We start from the raw sequence: 17,793 nt of genomic DNA on the forward strand, positions 1-17,793 counted from the left end.
TTTTGCGAAAAATTTTACTAAAAAAATCTTTCATTCTAATATTTTTGGCTAATGTAGCTCTTTTTCTCCTTTAATGACACCATGAGATGTCCTTAAGACGGGAAATTCATGAAAAGTGCACGAAAATTATTCCAATTTTTTTTAGCCTTAGCGATCCACAAAACTCTTGAAGCTTGATTTTGTCTCTTTTCCCCAAACCTTGATATTGTCGACCCTGCCTGTATCATCAAAAGAACCAAAGCCGATCTTGCCGAAATCAAAGTGGCGATCTTCGGCTTCCATGATAGGAGCGCTCATATCATCAAAATAGACCTTGATCATACCATCAGCCAGGGTACGTTCAATACGGATCTTGTGGGGCTCATTTGTTTCTCCCCAATTGATCCCTGGACTGGTCTTGCTGGAAATCTTGGTGCGGGGTTCATCATTGACAATAAATATATTGTGCGCATTATCATCTGTCTTGCTGGCAAAGTGGACATAGTAGAAATTGCTCGGATCTTTTACCCCAAAAAATACACACATATCACGATGCCCATACTCCTTTCCAGTCTGAACCAGTTCGGCTTCCAGAATAAAGTCTCCGACTATGAGATCATCAATCAAGGCAATATTGAAGGGTGATCTTACACGGGTCTTATATTTACTTTGCTGAAAAAGTTCGAGGCTGTTGTTTTTGCGAGTCTCATGTAGTCGCCAGGCATTGGCATCTGTCATGGAAAAAGCAGCCGTATTGTCGGTATGTTCAAAATCTTCGGAATAGAGAAGCTTATATCCTTCAGGTAATGTTTGGGCCTGTGAAAATGAAAACAGACCTATAAGCAGGAAAAAATAGTAGTAGCGTAGCATAAGATTGAGTTTGTGTTTCCTAAATATACAAAAGCTCTAAAATTCTTCGCCCTTTTTTCTATAGCCTAAGGGATTTCCTATTTTGTATAAAATTATTTCTGACGCATGAAGCCATCTATTCCTACTACACTGAAAGTCTTTCTATTCATTTTTCTTTTCAGTCTCAACGATCTCTCTGCTCAGGTAGATGAAAGTATCTATTCGGCAATGGAGTATCGATTTGCTGGCCCATATCGGGGAGGCCGAGTAACAGCAGTTACGGGCATCCCGGATCAGAAGCATACTTTCTTTATGGGAACGACAGGAGGAGGAGTCTGGAAAACAGAAGATGGGGGAGGAAGTTGGCAAAATATTTCTGACAAATACATCAAATGTGGCTCTATCGGTTCCGTAGAAGTCGCTCCATCTGATCCTCAAATCATGTATGTGGGAACAGGTTCTGCCAGTCCTCGTGGAAATATCTCTGCAGGTATCGGCATGTTTCGTTCGGAAGATGGGGGCGAAAGTTGGCGATCTATTGGTTTGAAAGATGCAGGCCAGATCGGAAAGATACAGGTTCATCCTAAAGATCCGGAATTGGTTTATGCGGCTGTATTGGGAAATATCTTTGGGAAGAATGAGATGCGGGGAGTGTATCGGTCTAAAGATGGCGGAGCCTTCTGGGAACAAATACTTTTCCATAGTGATAGTGTAGGTGCTATCGATTTAGTGATGGATCCCAACAATCCCAGGATTCTTTATGCAGGAATGTGGAGGGCTGAAAGGAAACCCTGGACCATGATCGATGGATCGGAAGAAGGGGGCTTGTATAAATCTATCGACGGAGGAGATAATTGGGCCAAGTTGAAGGGTGGATTGCCTGAAGGAGTCGGAGGTCGGATTGGAGTTGCTGTTTCGCCTGCCAATGCTAAACGGGTCTGGATGATCCGCGAAATGAAGGAAGAAAGTAAGGGAGGGGTTTTCCGCTCAGATAATGGAGGTAGAAGCTGGACCAAAATAAACCGTGAACATAAACTTAGACAAAGAGCCTGGTACTACTCACGAATTTTCGCTGATCCCAAAGATGAGAATACGGTTTATGTGCTCAATACCAGCATGTACAAATCCATTGATGGCGGCAAGACATTCTCTCGCATCTCTACTCCTCATGGCGACAATCATTGCCTTTGGATCAACCCCTACGACACAGACATCATGATAGAATCCAATGATGGAGGGGCAAATGTGAGCTATAATGGAGGAAAGAGCTGGTCCAGCCAATACAATCAACCCACTTCGGAATTTTACCGACTGACCATTGACAATCAATTCCCTTATCGACTTTATGCCGCTCAGCAAGATAATTCGACCATTTCTGTTCCTTCTAACAGTCCCGGGGGCATCACACCTCTTCAGCATTGGAAAGGAGTAGGGGGCGGAGAAAGTGGACATATAGCCGTCGATCCTCGAGATCCCAATCTTATTTATGCTGGAAACTATATCGGAAGGATTGACCGGACGGATTTAAGTAAAGGCTTTAGTCGCAACATTACTCATTATCCACAAATGCATGATGGACAAGCAGGACGGGATATCAAATACCGATTTCAATGGAATGCTCCTATTCGCCTTTCTCCGCATAATCCTGACAAACTTTATCACTGCTCTCAGTATGTGCATGTATCTACTGATGGAGGAAAAAGTTGGAAAGTGATCAGCCCGGATTTAACAAGCAATAAAGATGAGTGGCAAAATATCCCCGGAGGTCCTGTTCAGCATGACCATACAGGCGTAGAACTATATACCACCATTTTTGCTTTCGAAGAATCTCCCCAGAATGAAGGGGAGCTCTGGGCAGGAACAGATGATGGGCGGGTACATTTAAGTGTGGATGCAGGCGAAAGTTGGGAAGAGATCACGCCCGACAATATGCCGGCTTTTGCTACAGTTAATATGATTGATCTTTCCCCTCATGAGAATGGAAGGGCTTTTATGGCTGTTTATCGATATAGAGACAATGATTTCATGCCCTATATATATAAGACTGAGGATTATGGCGAAAGCTGGGACTTGCTGACCGATGGAAGTAATGGGATTCCTGAAACTCATTTTGTGCGTGTGGTAAGAGAGGATCCTATTAGAAAAGGCTTGCTCTATGCCGGTACGGAATATGGCATGTATATATCCTTTGATGAGGGTATGAACTGGCAGCCCTTTCAACTAAACCTGCCTACAACGCCCATCACGGATATGCAGATCAAAAACAATGATCTGGTGCTCGCTACACAGGGACGAGCCTTTTGGATCATGGATGATCTGAGTCCTTTGCAGCAATTTGATTCTTCGGTTGAAGATAAAATTGCTCATCTCTATGTTCCTCGTGCGGCATACAGGAGTCAAATCAGAGGATTTCGTGGAGGAAATGCTCCCAAATCCGCTCCCAATGGTGCTGTTTTTTACCTCAATCTTATCAGCAAGCCCGGAAAGAAAGATACAGTGGCTTTATCAGTGCTGAATAAATTTGGCGAAGTCATGAGCAGGATGTCCACCCATCCGAAAAAAGGAGAAAGCCGATTGAATTTGAAGAAGGGACTGAATCGCATCGTCTATAATTTGAGGGGGGAAAGACCTGATTTGATCAAAGGCTCTTTTATGTCTCTGGCCGATACCCGTGGACCTAAATTGCCTCCGGATACCTATCAGGTAGTGCTAAAGGCAATGGGAGAAAGTGAAAGTCAAAGTTTTCAGATTAAAAAGGACCCGAGATGGGAGTCTTCAGATAGCGATTTGAAAGAGCAATATGATTTGGCGCTCGAAGTTCGCTCCCTCTTGAATTCGGCGCATCATGCTATCCGCAAGATTCGAAGTATCCGTGAGCAAAGCATGGAATTGGCAGTGAGGGCTGAAACGGCAGGCTTTAGTTCGGAATTGATGAGCGATGCAAAATATATGGGAGAGAAATTGACCACTTTAGAAAATAAGCTCATTCAAACCAAAAATGAGAGCGGGCAGGACCCCATCAATTATCCTTCTCAGATTGATGACCAGATCGCTTATCTATACAGTGTGGTAAATGCTCAGGATGCCTCTCCGACTCTGGGTTGCTATGAGCGCTTTGAAGATTTGAAAAAAGATCTGCAGCCCTATTTAGATGAGCTTCAGGAAATCATCGATAATGAGTTGAAGTTCTTTACCGAAAAAGTAGATCGCATGGATTTGCCCTGGATTGTATTGCCGAAGGAGTAGGGGGAATCCTATTCTCATTGGAATCTGCAGGATACTCAGCACAAGCTACCGTTTCCTCAAAGGCCGAGCATCTATTATTGAGCTCTGCTAGCTTGAGGGAAAGTTTATAATCATGAAAAGAACAATTTTATTCCTCATCTCCCTGATTCTTTTGTCCAGTGAAATCCTGGCAACCCAAATACCTGAGAATATGCAGGGCTTTTGGCAAACGGAAGACGTAAAGATATTTTTCTATCCGAATGGGCTTAAGGTTAATGCAACTGATCCCACAAGTGTGGCTTTCGATATAAAGACCATTCCCGATGGCAATTATTGGCAGTTGGAAAGTATGAGGACAAAAGGGGACACGGTAACGATAAGGTTCCTTCGAAAAAGCAGTTGGTCTAAGTTACATGTGAAATATGTGTACCAATCTGAGCAAGAAGCCATGTTTCGATTCGACGATTCTAAATGGATTCGATTTGAAAAAGTGCTTGGCCAGCCAGTAAATTATTCTTCTTTATTCAATTTTGAAATAACCTTGGATAAAGAGATCTGGACTGAAGATTTTTTTAATGAAAACTATTCGGAGGGCTTTAAACTGATCCATTCACTTCCAAAAGAATTACAAGGGTATTGGGCTGATCATAAGCATATGCAAGCCATTTATCCTACTCAAATTAATCATTGGTTTCATATCTATAAATTAACAAAGATCTACCAAAAGGGGGACTTTTTCCAAATAGAAGCAGATGAGGAAGGAAGTAGCAATAAGATGCTGATCATAATGAAAAAGGATGGGGAACAATTGCACATACAAAAATATTCTTTCGCCATAATGAACAGGCAACTTTCTTTCATTTCTTCCCTAAAAAAGCTGAATAGTGAAGGAATGCGGATGGGAGAAGTAGAAAGAAATTTCTTTAAGACCTATTACCTCCCTGTCCTTTATGATCGCTTACATAATTTTAATAAAACTGCTCGTCTCAGCCCAGAGGGTAGCTTCGAAATTTTTGGTAAGAGCTGGAAAGTTACGGACATGTATGAAAGTCCTGAGGAGCTGACCCAAAATAAATACTACAGCCTCTTTGTAGAAATTGAAGAACCGGTAAATCATAGCCGGAAGATCGTAATGATCCAAACATTCAATGAGGAGACCACTATTGATATAGAGCTTGGTCGAGAGTCTTATCGCTTTGAATCATTTTGGTCCGTATTTGGATTAATGATCGGCCAGGCTGCTGTTTTTCTGCTCATTTTTCTCTTAGCCCTCATTGTTTTTTACCGACTATTTCTCCTCCCCCGCAAACTCAAACAGCGACTTTCTCAGGTACAATTAGAAGGCATCAAATCACAACTCAATCCCCATTTTCTATTTAACAGCATTTCCTCCATTCAAAGCCTGATGAATCAAGGGAAAACCGATGAGGCCAATACCTATTTAAATGATTTCTCGGATTTATTGAGGTATCATTTGGATGAAGGGGCCGAGGATTTGGTATTGCTTTCGGAAGAATTGGCCGCCCTGCAGCACTACTGTCAATTGGAGCAGTTACGAAGCCCTTTTCAATTATCCCTTGAAGTGGATACACAATTGAATGCGGAGCAAATAGAATTGCCCAATCAAATTCTACAAATAATAGTTGAAAATGCCATTAAGCATGGCTTGAGACTGGTGGGTAATCCTGTATTAAACATCCGTCTTCAGAAAATTAATCATCACCTGAGAATTAGCATTGTCGATAATGGTCCCGGGATTCATGCTCAGGAAGTTGAGAATAGGTCCTTAATTAGCCGGAGGAAAACCCATAAAGGCCTGGAACTGATTCGCGAGAAGATTAAACTTCTCAAAAAGAAAGGGATCAACTTAAAACTGGAGATCAAGGATCGACAGCTTGAATTGGGGGAAGATGAGAGTGGTACCCGAGTAAATTTGGATGTGCCCCTAACTTATTAAGCGCTTATGAGCATTCGTGCCCTTTTAATTGATGACGAGCAGCCCAATTTGGAAAACCTGCGGATATTGTTGGAAAAACACTGTCCGCAGGTAGAGATTTTGGGGACGGCCATGAATAAAGCTTCAGCCCTTGAAGCCTTTGCCATGCATCAACCCAATGTGCTGTTTCTGGATGTTGAAATGCCCGCTCATAATGGCTTCGAAATATTGGAGGCAATGGGTGCTGAACGGGATTTTGAAGTAATTTTCGTTACGGCCTTTCATCAATATGCCATTGATGCCATTCGCTTTTCGGCCCTGGATTATTTGCTTAAGCCTATTCGCGTGGAGGAGTTGGTCAAAGCCATTGAAAAATTGAGTGAGAAGCAGGAGGAAAGCCAGCGAAAAGAGCAGATGGAAAATATGATCGCCAATCTAAAGCGTGATCATCAGGAGAAGAAGATCGCTATCACCAGTTCAGACAGAATTGATTTTATAAAACTATCGGAAATACTGTATTGTAAGAGTGATAATAATTACACCATTTTTTTTCTGAAGAATGAACGGAAAATCATCGCTTCTCAGACCCTGAAAACCTACGAACGACTGCTTAGGGAGCTGGATTTCTTTCGCGTGCATCAATCCTATCTTATCAATACCCAATACATCCAATCTATCCTCAGAAAAGAAGGAGGGCAGGTACTTATGCAAAATGGAGCGGCGCTGCCTATAAGTCGCATGAAGAAAGACTCGCTGATGGAATTGCTCAGTTGATGTTTATGACAATCCCCATTTGAGCTGGTAATAATAATTTAGCTATTGTAGCAATGATTTTTTTGTCCGGTTTACTTTCCATTTTCTTCTTTGGACCTCTTTCAATAATTCGAGTCTTTAGAATGTCCCTTCAAAGGATTACCTTTGCCGGAACGTTTTCTTAAGATCGGTCCTTAAAAACGCACAACAGATACATAACCTCCATGCTTAAGCGTCTCAGTCACTTTTTTACGGATGATAAGATCGTTTTTGTTGTCATCTTACTAAATGCTGTCCTCCTTTGTGCTCTGGCCTTTGATCTGGACATCCAAACCGTGCACACCCTCGAATGGTTGGACTTCGGATTCATTATCTATTTCTTATTAGAGGCTTTATTTAAAATACGGGAAAGTGGCTGGAAGGACTACATCAAAATGGGCTGGAACCGCTTTGATTTTGTGATCCTGGTACTAAGTATGCCAACTATCTTTGCCCTACTGTATGGCAATATTCAGGAATCAGACTTTTCTCTCATTTTCCTTTTCCGTATCGTCAGGGTAGTTCGCTTCTTTAAGTTCCTCAAATTCATCCCTAATATGGAGGAATTGTTAGCAGGGATAAGAAGAGCTTTTAAAGCCTCAGTATTTGTCGTGCTTGCTTTCGTAATCTTTGGCTTTGTGATTTCGATGATCAGCAATAAGATATTTGGGGAGGTAGCCCCGGAAATGTTTGGCGATCCGGTAATCTCTTTCTATAATATTTTTAAGGTCTTTACCATAGAGGGATGGTTTGATGTACCAGAGAAGATTATCGAAAGTGGAGGTTGGACAGGACAGGAAGCCTTTTGGACAAAAGTTTACTTTATCATCATAGTTGTCACAGGGGGATTATTCGGTTTGTCTATTGTAAATGCAATCTTCGTTGAGGAAATGGTACGGGATAATAATGATGACCTGATCCTGAAAATTGAAGAGATGGATAAAAAGCTGGATACGCTACTTCAGAGGGATTCTTCTTCGCAGTAAGATCAAATCATCAAGCTTGTGTTAAGGCAGTATTAAAATCATAAAATCTCCTAAAAATTGTTTGCTTAAAACTTCCATCCCTCTATCTTTGCAGCGGGTTTTAGGGAGTACTCCTTTTACATGAAATCCTATACAGATAAAGCAGTTTTGAATGCTGCTTAGAGGTTTATGAAAGGTTCGAATCCTTTCTCTGTAACTACGCGAGTAGTAGTAGTCCTTTATAATCGGTCCCCGGAATATCCGGGGATTTTTTTTATTTCGCTGTAACCTCTTTTTAAAATATTCGTTGATATATTCGTAATTATTCAATGTTATTTTGAATATTTTAAAAAATATCAGATTTATTTTAATAATATTTGAATTATCAATATAAAATCCTATCTTTACTAAAGAATCAAGGAGATATTTGAAAAACATTACAGAATGTAAAGGCAATTGCCACAGATTGCCAGGGAAAGTCTAAAAAATTCAGATGCTTTGTTGAAGGGCTTTGAATTGAAAGACTGAAGGTTCGAATCCTTCTTCTGTAACACACGAGTAGTAGTAGTCCTTTTTAATTGGTCCCCGACATCCCTTGTCGGGGTTTTTCCTTTTTACAGGTGTGGTATTTAGATTATTGTAAAATTTGAGCTTTTTTTTATAAAAAGTTAAATAAATGCAATATTTTTTAGAAATATTTGAATCGTAAATAAAATATACTACCTTTGATATAAGAAAGTCATCGAGGCTTTCAGTTCTCTGCAGGATGATGAAAATGGAAGACATACCCCTTTGTCTCGGGGGCGAGGGTTAGGGACAAAGCCCCCCTTAATTGGGGGGCCTAACCGCCTCAAGAAGGTTCGATTCCTTCTCCTGCAGCACGCGAGTAGTAGTAGTCTATTAAAATCGGTCCCCGGTCTAGCCGGGGATTTTTTTTTGGACCCTTCCGCTGCAAGCCGAGTTTCCCTTCAGTAGAAAGGAAGCAGCGCGCATATGGCAGGTAGGATTTAGGTTTATAAGCTATCTTTAAAATGGATCTGTACGCACTCCATAGTTTGCAAAACAAGGGAGTGAGGCTAGTGGCGGTGGGTCTGGAAGGCCTCCGCTGCAATCCGCAGCAGTATAGATTTAATCAGTAAGCTTTCTATACACAAAACACACTACACAAAATGGATCTGCGCGCACTCCTTTAGTTTGCAAAACAAGGGAATGAGGCTAGTGGCGGTGGGTCCCCCTGACTTCTTTTAAAAAAAGATGATTCATCGGATTCCCAAGCATGCCTGTTATTCCTTTTTGAAGGATGCGGAAACTTTTATCATAATAGAGGGGAATGATCGGAGCATCCTTCATGGCAATCTGATCCATTTGCTGATAGAGTTCAAATCTCAGAGAGTCATTGGGAATCTCCAGGGCTTCGCTATATAGGCGGTCAAAGTCCTCATTTTTATAATGAGTTCGGTTTGGTCCGTTGGGAGCAAAGTTTTTCCCATACAGCAATCCTAAATAATTTTCAGGATCGGGATAATCGGCAATCCAACTTGCCCGCCAGAAGTTCAAGCGCGAAGAAATCGACTCTGAACGCAAAGCACCGCCTTCCATATTCTGCACATCGAGTGTGATTCCGATATTTTCACAAGCTTTCTGAACAAACTCTGAGATATGGGCATACTTGGACGTTGAGTTCAATGTGATAGGGCTCAATCCCTTGCCATTGGGATAACCTGCTTCCGCTAAAAGAGCTTTTGCCTTCCCTAAGTCATACGAATATCCGATTACCTTTTCGCTAAAACCCGGCATTCCTCGGGGAACTATGCCTGCATGAGCAGGATAGCCCATACCATTCAGGAGATATTTTACCAGTTTCTCTCGATCAATCGCATAGTTGATCGCCTGCCGTATTTTTGGATTTGCCAGTGGATGGCCCTGATAAGCTTCGGCTTCCGGATCAACGAGAAAGCATAGAAATTCGATGTTTAGTTGTGGGGCAAGGATCAATTGATATTTTTCTCCATACTCCTCTTTCACCCTGCCATCCGGATATAATACCTCATCTTTGTAGGAATTGTCCAGATCTCCAATGAAATCCAGATTTCCTTGTACAAATTCAATAAAAGCAGAAAGGCGACTATTGATAAAACTGACATCAACTGCATCGAGGTAGGGAAGTTTTGTTCCCTGGGCTGAATATTCGAAGTAGTTAGGATTTTTGTGAAGAATGAGTCTTTGTCCTTCTTGCCAACGATAAAATTGGAAAGCTCCGGTACCTATAGGATGGGAGGAGAAGTCTTTGCCATAATGCTCGGCGACTTCTTTAGGAACTACATACGCAAAAGGCATTGCCAGGAGGCTGAGAAAAGCAGGGAAAGCTTTGCTCAATCGTATTTCAAGGGTGTGTGCATCCAATGCTCGAAAGCCTTCTATATGATCGGCTTTTCCATCTCTAAATGCTTCAACTCCTAAAATTTTGTCGCGGAATATCCAGGAACCTGAGGAGCCCAGTTCCGGATCGCAGATTCGACTGAAACTGTACACAAAGTCATCGGCTACTACCCTTCTGCTACTGTCCTTTCCAAAGAGGGGATCTTTATGAAAAAACACCTCTTTTTTCAGGTAGAAGGTATAAGTCTTTTTATCCTCTGAAATACTTAGAGAATCGGAAATGGCAGGCTGGATATTTAATACAGAATCTAATGTTACGAGTCCGTTGAATATCTGGGAGGTCATCCATATTTTGGTCCTGGCGCTGGCAAAAGCTGGATCGAGGGAATTGAGCGTTTCCGAAAGATTCATCCGAAAAACGTCTTTATCCACAGGCTTATCCACCGTCTGTCCACAACTTATCCACAAGAGTGGAAAAAATAAGAGACTTATGCACATTAAGTTTTGAAATCTGTGGCACAGCATGTCTTTCAAAATCGTATATTTGTGCAAACAAAGATAACAGAATATGGGTAAGATCATTTGTCTCGCCAATCAAAAAGGAGGTGTGGGAAAAACCACAACAGCTATAAACCTGGCTGCGAGTTTGGCAGCTTTGGAATACAAAACCCTCCTGGTAGATACAGATCCACAAGGAAATGCGACTGTGGGCTTGGGTGTAGAGCTTGAAACTGCTGAGTACAGCATTTATTCCGCCATGATTGATGAAGATTTAAGTGTGGAGAAGGTAGTCATGGAGACAGAATTTCCGAATCTTCATGTAATAGCCTCCCACGATAATCTGGCAGGTGCTGAAGTTGAGATTGTCGAAGAGGAAAACCGCGAGTTTATGATGAAAGAAGCACTCGAGCGCTTTCGTGATCATTATGATTTCATCATCCTGGACTGCTCGCCTTCCCTTGGCTTGATTACAATCAATGCCCTTACAGCTACGGATTCTGTCCTGATTCCTGTTCAGTGTGAATATTTTGCATTGGAAGGATTGGCAAAACTTCTAAATACGATTAGAATCGTTCAAAGCGGATTGAATAAAAATCTGGCCATTGAGGGGATTCTCCTGACTATGTATGATCAACGATTGAAAATCGGTTCTCAGGTCATAGATGAAGTTAGAAAGCATTTTCAACATCTTGTTTTCCAAACAATAGTTCATCGAAACACTCGTCTTAGTGAAGCTCCTTCCTATGGACAACCGGTGCTGGCCTTTGATGCCAAATGTAAAGGAGCCTTGAACTATATGAATCTGGCAAAAGAAATACTTGTCAAGAATGAACTGTCTTTAAATAAACAGGCGGCTATGGCCCGATAATTCTTGATATAGATAATATACACTCCCTCTGTCTTCGGACAGGGGGATTTTTTTTGCCCATACCTTACCTTCCTGCTTTCATGTAATATATCTTTTCAAGGAACTTTTTTTGTCCGGCATAGAATATATTATTTTAAATCGTAAAATATTCATAGTGTAAATTATTGGAGGGCTGCTTTCGGGTATTAGGGCAGATTTACTCTTCATGCTGAGCAAGAAGAATTTCCATGAAAAATTCTCGGAAAGGAAAAATCCAACTTAGTCAGAAACAGAAACTCCAGTGGGCTGGGGCAGGTCTCCTTATACTTGCTGCGGTCTTGATGACAACGACCAATAGCAATTATGTGAACAATGACCTCATGAAGATCAATGAGAATGAGATTTTCTTTATGGGCAGTGATTTTGAAAACCAGGAAGCCGGGGATTTTATAAATGAAGGAACGCTTGTCTTCACAGGACATATCAATACGATTGGAAAATTCAGTTGTGGAACCTGCCTCTCTGGGAGCAACTATGTGAGGAGTGATTGGGGGAATTTCCAGACCATATCTGGAGAAGGCATTGTACAGATGCAGGATGTGATCATCGAAAATGAAGGCGGAATCGATCTGGAGATCGAATGGCAGGTCACAAACAGTATGGATTTTGTAAAGGGTATCATTCGTACCGACAGGGATCAGGGAGGAACAGCTTTTGTGCATTTTCAGCCCGGATCTATTGTAGTAAGTGCAAATGATGAAGAACACATTGACGGCTATGTCGCAAAAACGGGTAAGGGAGATTTTATCCTCCCGACAGGAGATGGGAGCAGACTCATGCCCGTGATGATTACGGGTAGTGGACAAAGCTCATTTTTCAAAGCGGCATATTACCATTCCAATCCTAATGATGGTTCGATATATGCGGGGGGACCTTTTTATACCAAAGACTATGAAGTTACAGAGGTCTCCTATGTTCATGATGAAGAGTTCTGGCATATCGAGGGAAATAGTCCCACTCAAATCGTTTTACCCTGGGACCAGGTGAGCAATATCCAATCCTGGGCTGGCTCAAGGGATTCAGTCATAATAGTAGGATGGAAGGATAATAAATGGATGAATCTGGGGAATCTGTATAAGGAGGGAAATCTGATGGAAGGAAAGCTTACTTCTCGTTCGGTTGTCCCGAATGACTATGAAGCTTTTGCTTTGGGGAAAATGAATCCTGCATATAAACCGGTAGTTTATCTGAGTTTTGATGCTGTACAGAAGGGAGATGATGGCTATCTGACCTGGTCCACCACAAAAGAAATCAATAGCTTTTATTTTGATGTAGAAAGATCCATCGATGCAGTAATTTTTGAAAAGTTTGGTCAGGTACAGGCTGGAGGAAATACAGCTACTATTCAGAATTATGATTTTTGGGACGAAGAGATTGCCCTAAAGGATTTGAAACGGGTTTTCTATCGAATCAGACAAGTGGACCTGGACGGTCGCTTTGTTTATTCTCATGTAGAGGAACTTGTTTTTGGGGCAGTTGAAGAAGAAATCGATCTCGTCATTTATCCCAATCCCGTGATCGACTTATTACGGGTACGGTATACGGGCCGTGCTGCTCTCAACGCCCGTTTGAAAATAGTCAATATGTTGGGGCAGAGCGTCCATGAAGAAGCGCTCCGGGGATCTTCCGATTTAGAAATAAATGTTACCAATCTGGCCGTTGGGCACTATGTAGTGATTGCCGGAAATCAGGATGTTCAGGTCAGCAAGCGACTCATTATTGCTCGTTAACCTTATTGTCCTCTCATTATAAGTCCCTGGGGAAATGATACTACACTTTCATTTCCATCTTTTCCTACCGTAGCGACCCCAAAGAAGTAATTGTCAATCACAATATTTTTTAAGGTATGCCGAGTCTTATTTCCTACAAAAACAGAATGGGTCCACTGGGCATCTGTGGTAAGTCTCCAGTAAACCTTATATCCCAGAATATTGGGGTCATCCTGCTCTTCCCAACTTAAGACAGTAGAAGCCTTTACAATCCCTCCAATTCTTACCCTTTTGGGTTGAGGTGGAGCCCATGCAAGTCCAGCAAGTACAATGGCATTTACGGCCGTCAGTTTTGCACAATAAGGGAAATTAACTCCTTCTATAACATCTCCGTATTTGATTCCATTTTCAGTCCGTAAATCCTGATGCTGTCGATTGTAGTTCTCATGTGTTTCCATAATCCTCACACCGGGAAACCCCTGCTCATTGAAAGGACGATGGTGGCCACCCCTTCCAAATCGATCCAAACGATAGATCATCATGGCATCCAGGTTGGGAATGTATTGATCCGTCATCCGATCCACATAGCGAGCCAGTTGGCGAGAAAGGCCATCTACTTCTCCACCATAAAATCGAGTTCTCCAGGCCCTGTTTTCATTTTCCTGAGGAGAACGAATCTCCGAGAAAACCCGAAAGGAATTATTCTGAATCACTCCATCAATTCCTTCTATATTTCCGATCATATCATTATTGAGAACCCCAACGATATTCCAGCCTTTATCTTTGGCCACTTGCGCCATATGCTTTCCACCAAACAATCCCTGCTCTTCCCCGGACAAACCTACGAATATGACAGAGGTAGGGAATTTGTATTGGGAAAGGACGCGAGCCGCTTCCAACACTCCTGCCATGCCTGTTGCATTGTCATTGGCTCCGGGAGATTCATCTGTGGCATTCAAGGGGTCAGAAACCCGTGAGTCGATGTCTCCACTCATGATTACATAGCGATTGGGATAACGACTGCCTGTGAGGGTAGCCAATACATTTACTACTACTGCATCTTCTTTAATTCTGCTTTTGGGATTCCCTTCGACATGGTAAAACTGATAAGAGACCTTTAAACAGCCCCCGCAATCCGCAGAAATTTTCTCAAACTCAGATTTTATCCATCGTCTTGCTGCTCCAATTCCTCGGGTTGTGGAAACCGTATCCGAAAGCGTATGACGAGTCCCAAAGCTTACCAACTTACGGATATCCTGTTCGATTCTTTCTTCCGAAACTGCATCCACGATATCGAAAATTCGGGAATCACTATTTGGCGGAGCACTCTCTTGTGCATGTAGTTGAAAAGAAAAAAATATCAACAGAAAGAAGAAGTAGTAATTTCTCATGTCAGATGTATTTATTGAGGAATAAATTTAAGGCAAATTTTCCTAGCATGTACTAACTTGCGCATCTATTTGATTGTTTGAATTATGTCTGCAGATCCAGGGCGTGTTATCGGCTCATATGAAGAGGGAAAATCAGGAAGCCTATTGGTCTTTCTGGCTGGCATCCATGGGAATGAACCCGCCGGTGTGAAGGCCCTTGAAAGAGTCTTTAGTAAACTGGATACACTCACTCCTGAGTTTAAGGGAAAAATACTGGGCCTTTGCGGTAATTGTAGAGCTATGGCAGAGGGACGCCGGTATATCGATCAGGACCTCAATAGGTTGTGGGGACATATGGATATTGCCCGGATTCGCCTGAAAGATGAGGCCCAATTGAACAATGAAGAACGAGAATTGCTTGATCTACTGGCTCATTTTGAATTAGCGATAAGCAGCCAGGCAGAAAGGATCATCTTTATTGACTTGCATACTACCTCTGGAGTTGGGGGATTTTTTACCATCATTACGCAGAAAAAGGAGAATCGGGTATTGGCTGAGTATCTACAGGCACCGATTATTTTCAACCTGGTTGATGAATTGCAGGTTACGACCAGCAACTATTTCGACCGTAAAGGGATCACCAATCTCACCTTTGAGGCAGGGCAGCACAATGATCCCCAATCCATAGACCTTCATGAAGCAGCTATTTGGGTATTGCTTGAGGCATGCGGATGTCTAAGCAAGGAGGAGATTCCTGGTCAATATGAAACGTATATGTCCATCCTTAAAGCCAATGCATCCAAATTACCGACCTATCTCGATTTCAGGTATAGGCATAATATAGGAGCCAAGGATGAGTTCATAATGAATCCCGGTTATCGCAACTTTTCTCGTATAGAAGAAGGAGAAGCACTTGCCCATGATAAAAACGGTACTATATATGCACCTTTGGGAGGGATCATGTTGATGCCTTTATACCAGCAACAGGGAGCCGATGGCTTTTTCATTACACAAGAACTAACTCAAGCACCCATATAATCATGTTTTCACAAATTCATCAAAGAGAGATCATCCTAAGTCAGCAAGGAAAATCCATGCAAAGGATCTCTGACTTTGCCCCAATAGAAGAAGCTCTGCTCAATTTGGATGGAGATCTGCATGCGCGTGTTCTTCTTTCTGATGATGATGGAAATTATGTAAGAGTGCTTGGAAGAAAAGATTTATTGGCTATTTGTCATGGAAGAAGTATTGATAACCAGCTCAGTCATTATATGCTAAGTCTTTCAAAACGAGACGAAGAGGAAATGACTTTTAGTTTTGGGACAGTAACTACGCAAATCCAGAAAAATGACCTTATGGCCCTGGAAGATGCTCTTCTGCTGGCTCAATATTTTTTTGAGCAAAAGGATTTCCCCCCTGCATATAATATGAGAGAAATCGAGAAGCCTCTTTTCTAAATGACAAAAGCCCTACACAAATGGCAGGGCTTTTTTTGATAGAAATTCTTTCTTACTCTTCCTCCGCTTTATCTACTACGATTCGATCTTGGCGGTTGGCCAGCTCCCATGCAGTATGGTACACCAGCTTCGTGATCTTAGCTGTTTTGTCGTAGCGAATTTTGTGGGCGTCATCTCCGGGTTTGTGGTAGTCTACATGAACTCCGGTAAAGTAGAAGATGACGGGAATATTGTTTTTGGCGAAATTGTAGTGATCACTTCTATAGTAAAAGCGATTCGGATCATTTTCGTCATTATAGGTGTAATCTAGGGTAAGGCCGGAATGGCTTGTATTGGCTTCTTCACCGATATTGTGAAGATCCGTGCTCAATTTATCCGAGCCGATGATATAAACATAATTGGTCGAATCTTCTCTCTCCTCATATTTCTTGTCGATTCTTCCGATCATATCTATGTTGAGATTTGCAACCGTATTAGCCAATGGATACAAAGGATAATCTGTATAAAAACGAGAACCCAGGAGGCCCTTTTCTTCTCCGGATACAGTCATGAAAATCATACTCCTACGAGGGGGATTTCCATTTTTAGCAGCCATGGCAAAGGCTTCTGCGAGTTCGAGGATCGCTGAGGTTCCAGAACCGTCATCATCAGCTCCATTGTTAATTTCTCCATTTCTGCTAATGCCGATATGGTCATAGTGAGCGGTCAAAATAACTACTTCGTCTTTCTTATCTGTTCCTTCCAGGTAGCCCAAAACATTGGAGGCAGCTGTGGAGGTGAAATCAACATCAGAGCTTAGACTGAAATCGCTTACTTTATCCAGTTTTAACTTGGGAGGAGTTGCATTTTCTGCCAAAGCCTCTTGCAGCTTATTCAATTTCCCTTTCGCCAACTTCAAAAGATCTGAACCCATAGCTGAACCCATAAAGATTTCCGGCATTCCAGTTTCTGAGGAAGCGGAAATTTCAAAACTACGTTTGCGGGCATATCTGCGAATGGTTTTGTCCATGTCTGAGGGCAAGATCATGATCATAGCTTTTGCGCCTTTTGCTTCGATAGCTTTCTGGCGAGTCGCCCAACTTCTTACTCTTTCAATTCTGCTTTGCTCTTTTTCGGCTTCATTATTAGGCGATCCCCCTAGAACTACAGCAATCTTTCCTTCCAAATCCAGCCCTTCCAAATTGTCATATTCATCATTGCTGATACCATATCCGGCAAATACAAGCTCTCCTGCGAGGCTGTCTGGAAATCCTCTTCTATAGTTGAAGAACTCCTTGGTGTATTCATAAGATTTTCCTCCGAAACTGATAGAGGCTGATTTGATTTCAGAACGATTGAGGTAATAGTATTGGAAATAGGTACCATCGGGATTGCCCGGTGCGAGGCCTATTCTTTGGAAATGAGTTTTGATGTAGGCTGCAGCCAGTCTTTGGCCACGAGTTCCGGTTTCTCTTCCCTCCAGAAGATCATCTGCCAGGAAACCGATATGTGCCTTAAGATCGTGAGCACTAATGGTTTCTGCATAAACCTTCTCCACATCTTCTACACTATTCTGGGCGAAACTAAAACTGCTAACGAAAAGAAATATGAAAAAACTGATATATTTTCTCATTGGACTTGAGTATAATATGTATGGTTATAGGTAAGTATTGAATAGGACGCAAGTTATTTAAAAATCAAGTTTCCCAAAAGCAACAAAACACCCGTATGCAGGATTTCTATAA

General features: G+C 42.0%; 12 protein-coding genes. 8 read left to right on the plus strand and 4 right to left on the minus strand.

The genetic code is table 11. The features are described from left to right. Positions 1-147 precede the first annotated feature (147 nt). Positions 148-849, minus strand: a complete 702-nt coding sequence (locus R8P61_03705; GenBank protein ID MDW3646145.1) for a hypothetical protein — start codon at positions 847-849, stop codon at positions 148-150. A gap of 105 nt (positions 850-954) precedes the next feature. Between R8P61_03705 and R8P61_03710 the strand changes: the two genes are divergently transcribed. The 4 genes from R8P61_03710 (at position 955) to R8P61_03725 (ending at position 7,767) form a co-directional block, all read left to right on the plus strand. Continuing rightward, positions 955-4,074, plus strand: a complete 3,120-nt coding sequence (locus R8P61_03710; protein MDW3646146.1) for a glycosyl hydrolase — start codon at positions 955-957, stop codon at positions 4,072-4,074. A gap of 112 nt (positions 4,075-4,186) precedes the next feature. Further along, a complete protein-coding gene (locus R8P61_03715) occupies positions 4,187-6,010 on the plus strand; it encodes a histidine kinase (GenBank protein MDW3646147.1) in 1,824 nt (607 codons plus the stop codon). Positions 6,011-6,016: 6 nt separating this feature from the next. Then, positions 6,017-6,763 carry a response regulator gene (locus R8P61_03720; protein ID MDW3646148.1) on the plus strand — a complete coding sequence of 249 codons (747 nt, stop codon included), beginning with the start codon at positions 6,017-6,019 and terminating at the stop codon, positions 6,761-6,763. 203 nt (positions 6,764-6,966) lie between these two features. Further along, entirely contained in the window at positions 6,967-7,767 is an 801-nt protein-coding gene (locus tag R8P61_03725; GenBank protein ID MDW3646149.1) for an ion transporter, read from the plus strand. Positions 7,768-8,961: 1,194 nt separating this feature from the next. Here the strand turns inward: R8P61_03725 and R8P61_03730 are convergent. Next, positions 8,962-10,536, minus strand: coding sequence for an ABC transporter substrate-binding protein (locus R8P61_03730; GenBank protein ID MDW3646150.1), 1,575 nt, complete (start codon positions 10,534-10,536; stop codon positions 8,962-8,964). 157 nt (positions 10,537-10,693) lie between these two features. Between R8P61_03730 and R8P61_03735 the strand changes: the two genes are divergently transcribed. Together R8P61_03735 and R8P61_03740 are read left to right on the plus strand one after the other, a co-directional pair. Further along, entirely contained in the window at positions 10,694-11,494 is an 801-nt protein-coding gene (locus R8P61_03735) for an AAA family ATPase (protein MDW3646151.1), read from the plus strand. A 227-nt stretch (positions 11,495-11,721) separates the two neighbouring features. Next, positions 11,722-13,263 carry a T9SS type A sorting domain-containing protein gene (locus tag R8P61_03740; GenBank protein ID MDW3646152.1) on the plus strand — a complete coding sequence of 514 codons (1,542 nt, stop codon included), beginning with the start codon at positions 11,722-11,724 and terminating at the stop codon, positions 13,261-13,263. A 2-nt stretch (positions 13,264-13,265) separates the two neighbouring features. Here R8P61_03740 and R8P61_03745 read toward each other — a convergent pair whose 3' ends face one another. Beyond that, positions 13,266-14,633, minus strand: coding sequence for a M28 family peptidase (locus tag R8P61_03745; GenBank protein ID MDW3646153.1), 1,368 nt, complete (start codon positions 14,631-14,633; stop codon positions 13,266-13,268). Between the two features lie 84 nt (positions 14,634-14,717). On the opposite strand from R8P61_03745, the gene R8P61_03750 reads away from it, so the two are divergent. Both R8P61_03750 and R8P61_03755 read left to right on the plus strand, forming a co-directional pair. Continuing rightward, a complete protein-coding gene (locus R8P61_03750) occupies positions 14,718-15,650 on the plus strand; it encodes a succinylglutamate desuccinylase/aspartoacylase family protein (GenBank protein MDW3646154.1) in 933 nt (310 codons plus the stop codon). 2 nt (positions 15,651-15,652) lie between these two features. Then, positions 15,653-16,069 carry a hypothetical protein gene (locus tag R8P61_03755; protein ID MDW3646155.1) on the plus strand — a complete coding sequence of 139 codons (417 nt, stop codon included), beginning with the start codon at positions 15,653-15,655 and terminating at the stop codon, positions 16,067-16,069. 52 nt (positions 16,070-16,121) lie between these two features. Here the strand turns inward: R8P61_03755 and R8P61_03760 are convergent, their stop codons facing one another. Continuing rightward, positions 16,122-17,681 (minus strand): M28 family peptidase, encoded by a 1,560-nt coding sequence (locus R8P61_03760; GenBank protein MDW3646156.1) that lies wholly within the window; start codon positions 17,679-17,681, stop codon positions 16,122-16,124. Positions 17,682-17,793 lie beyond the last annotated feature (112 nt).

Source organism: Bacteroidia bacterium, from assembly GCA_033391075.1.
Lineage (GTDB): Bacteria > Bacteroidota > Bacteroidia > J057 > J057 > JAWPMV01.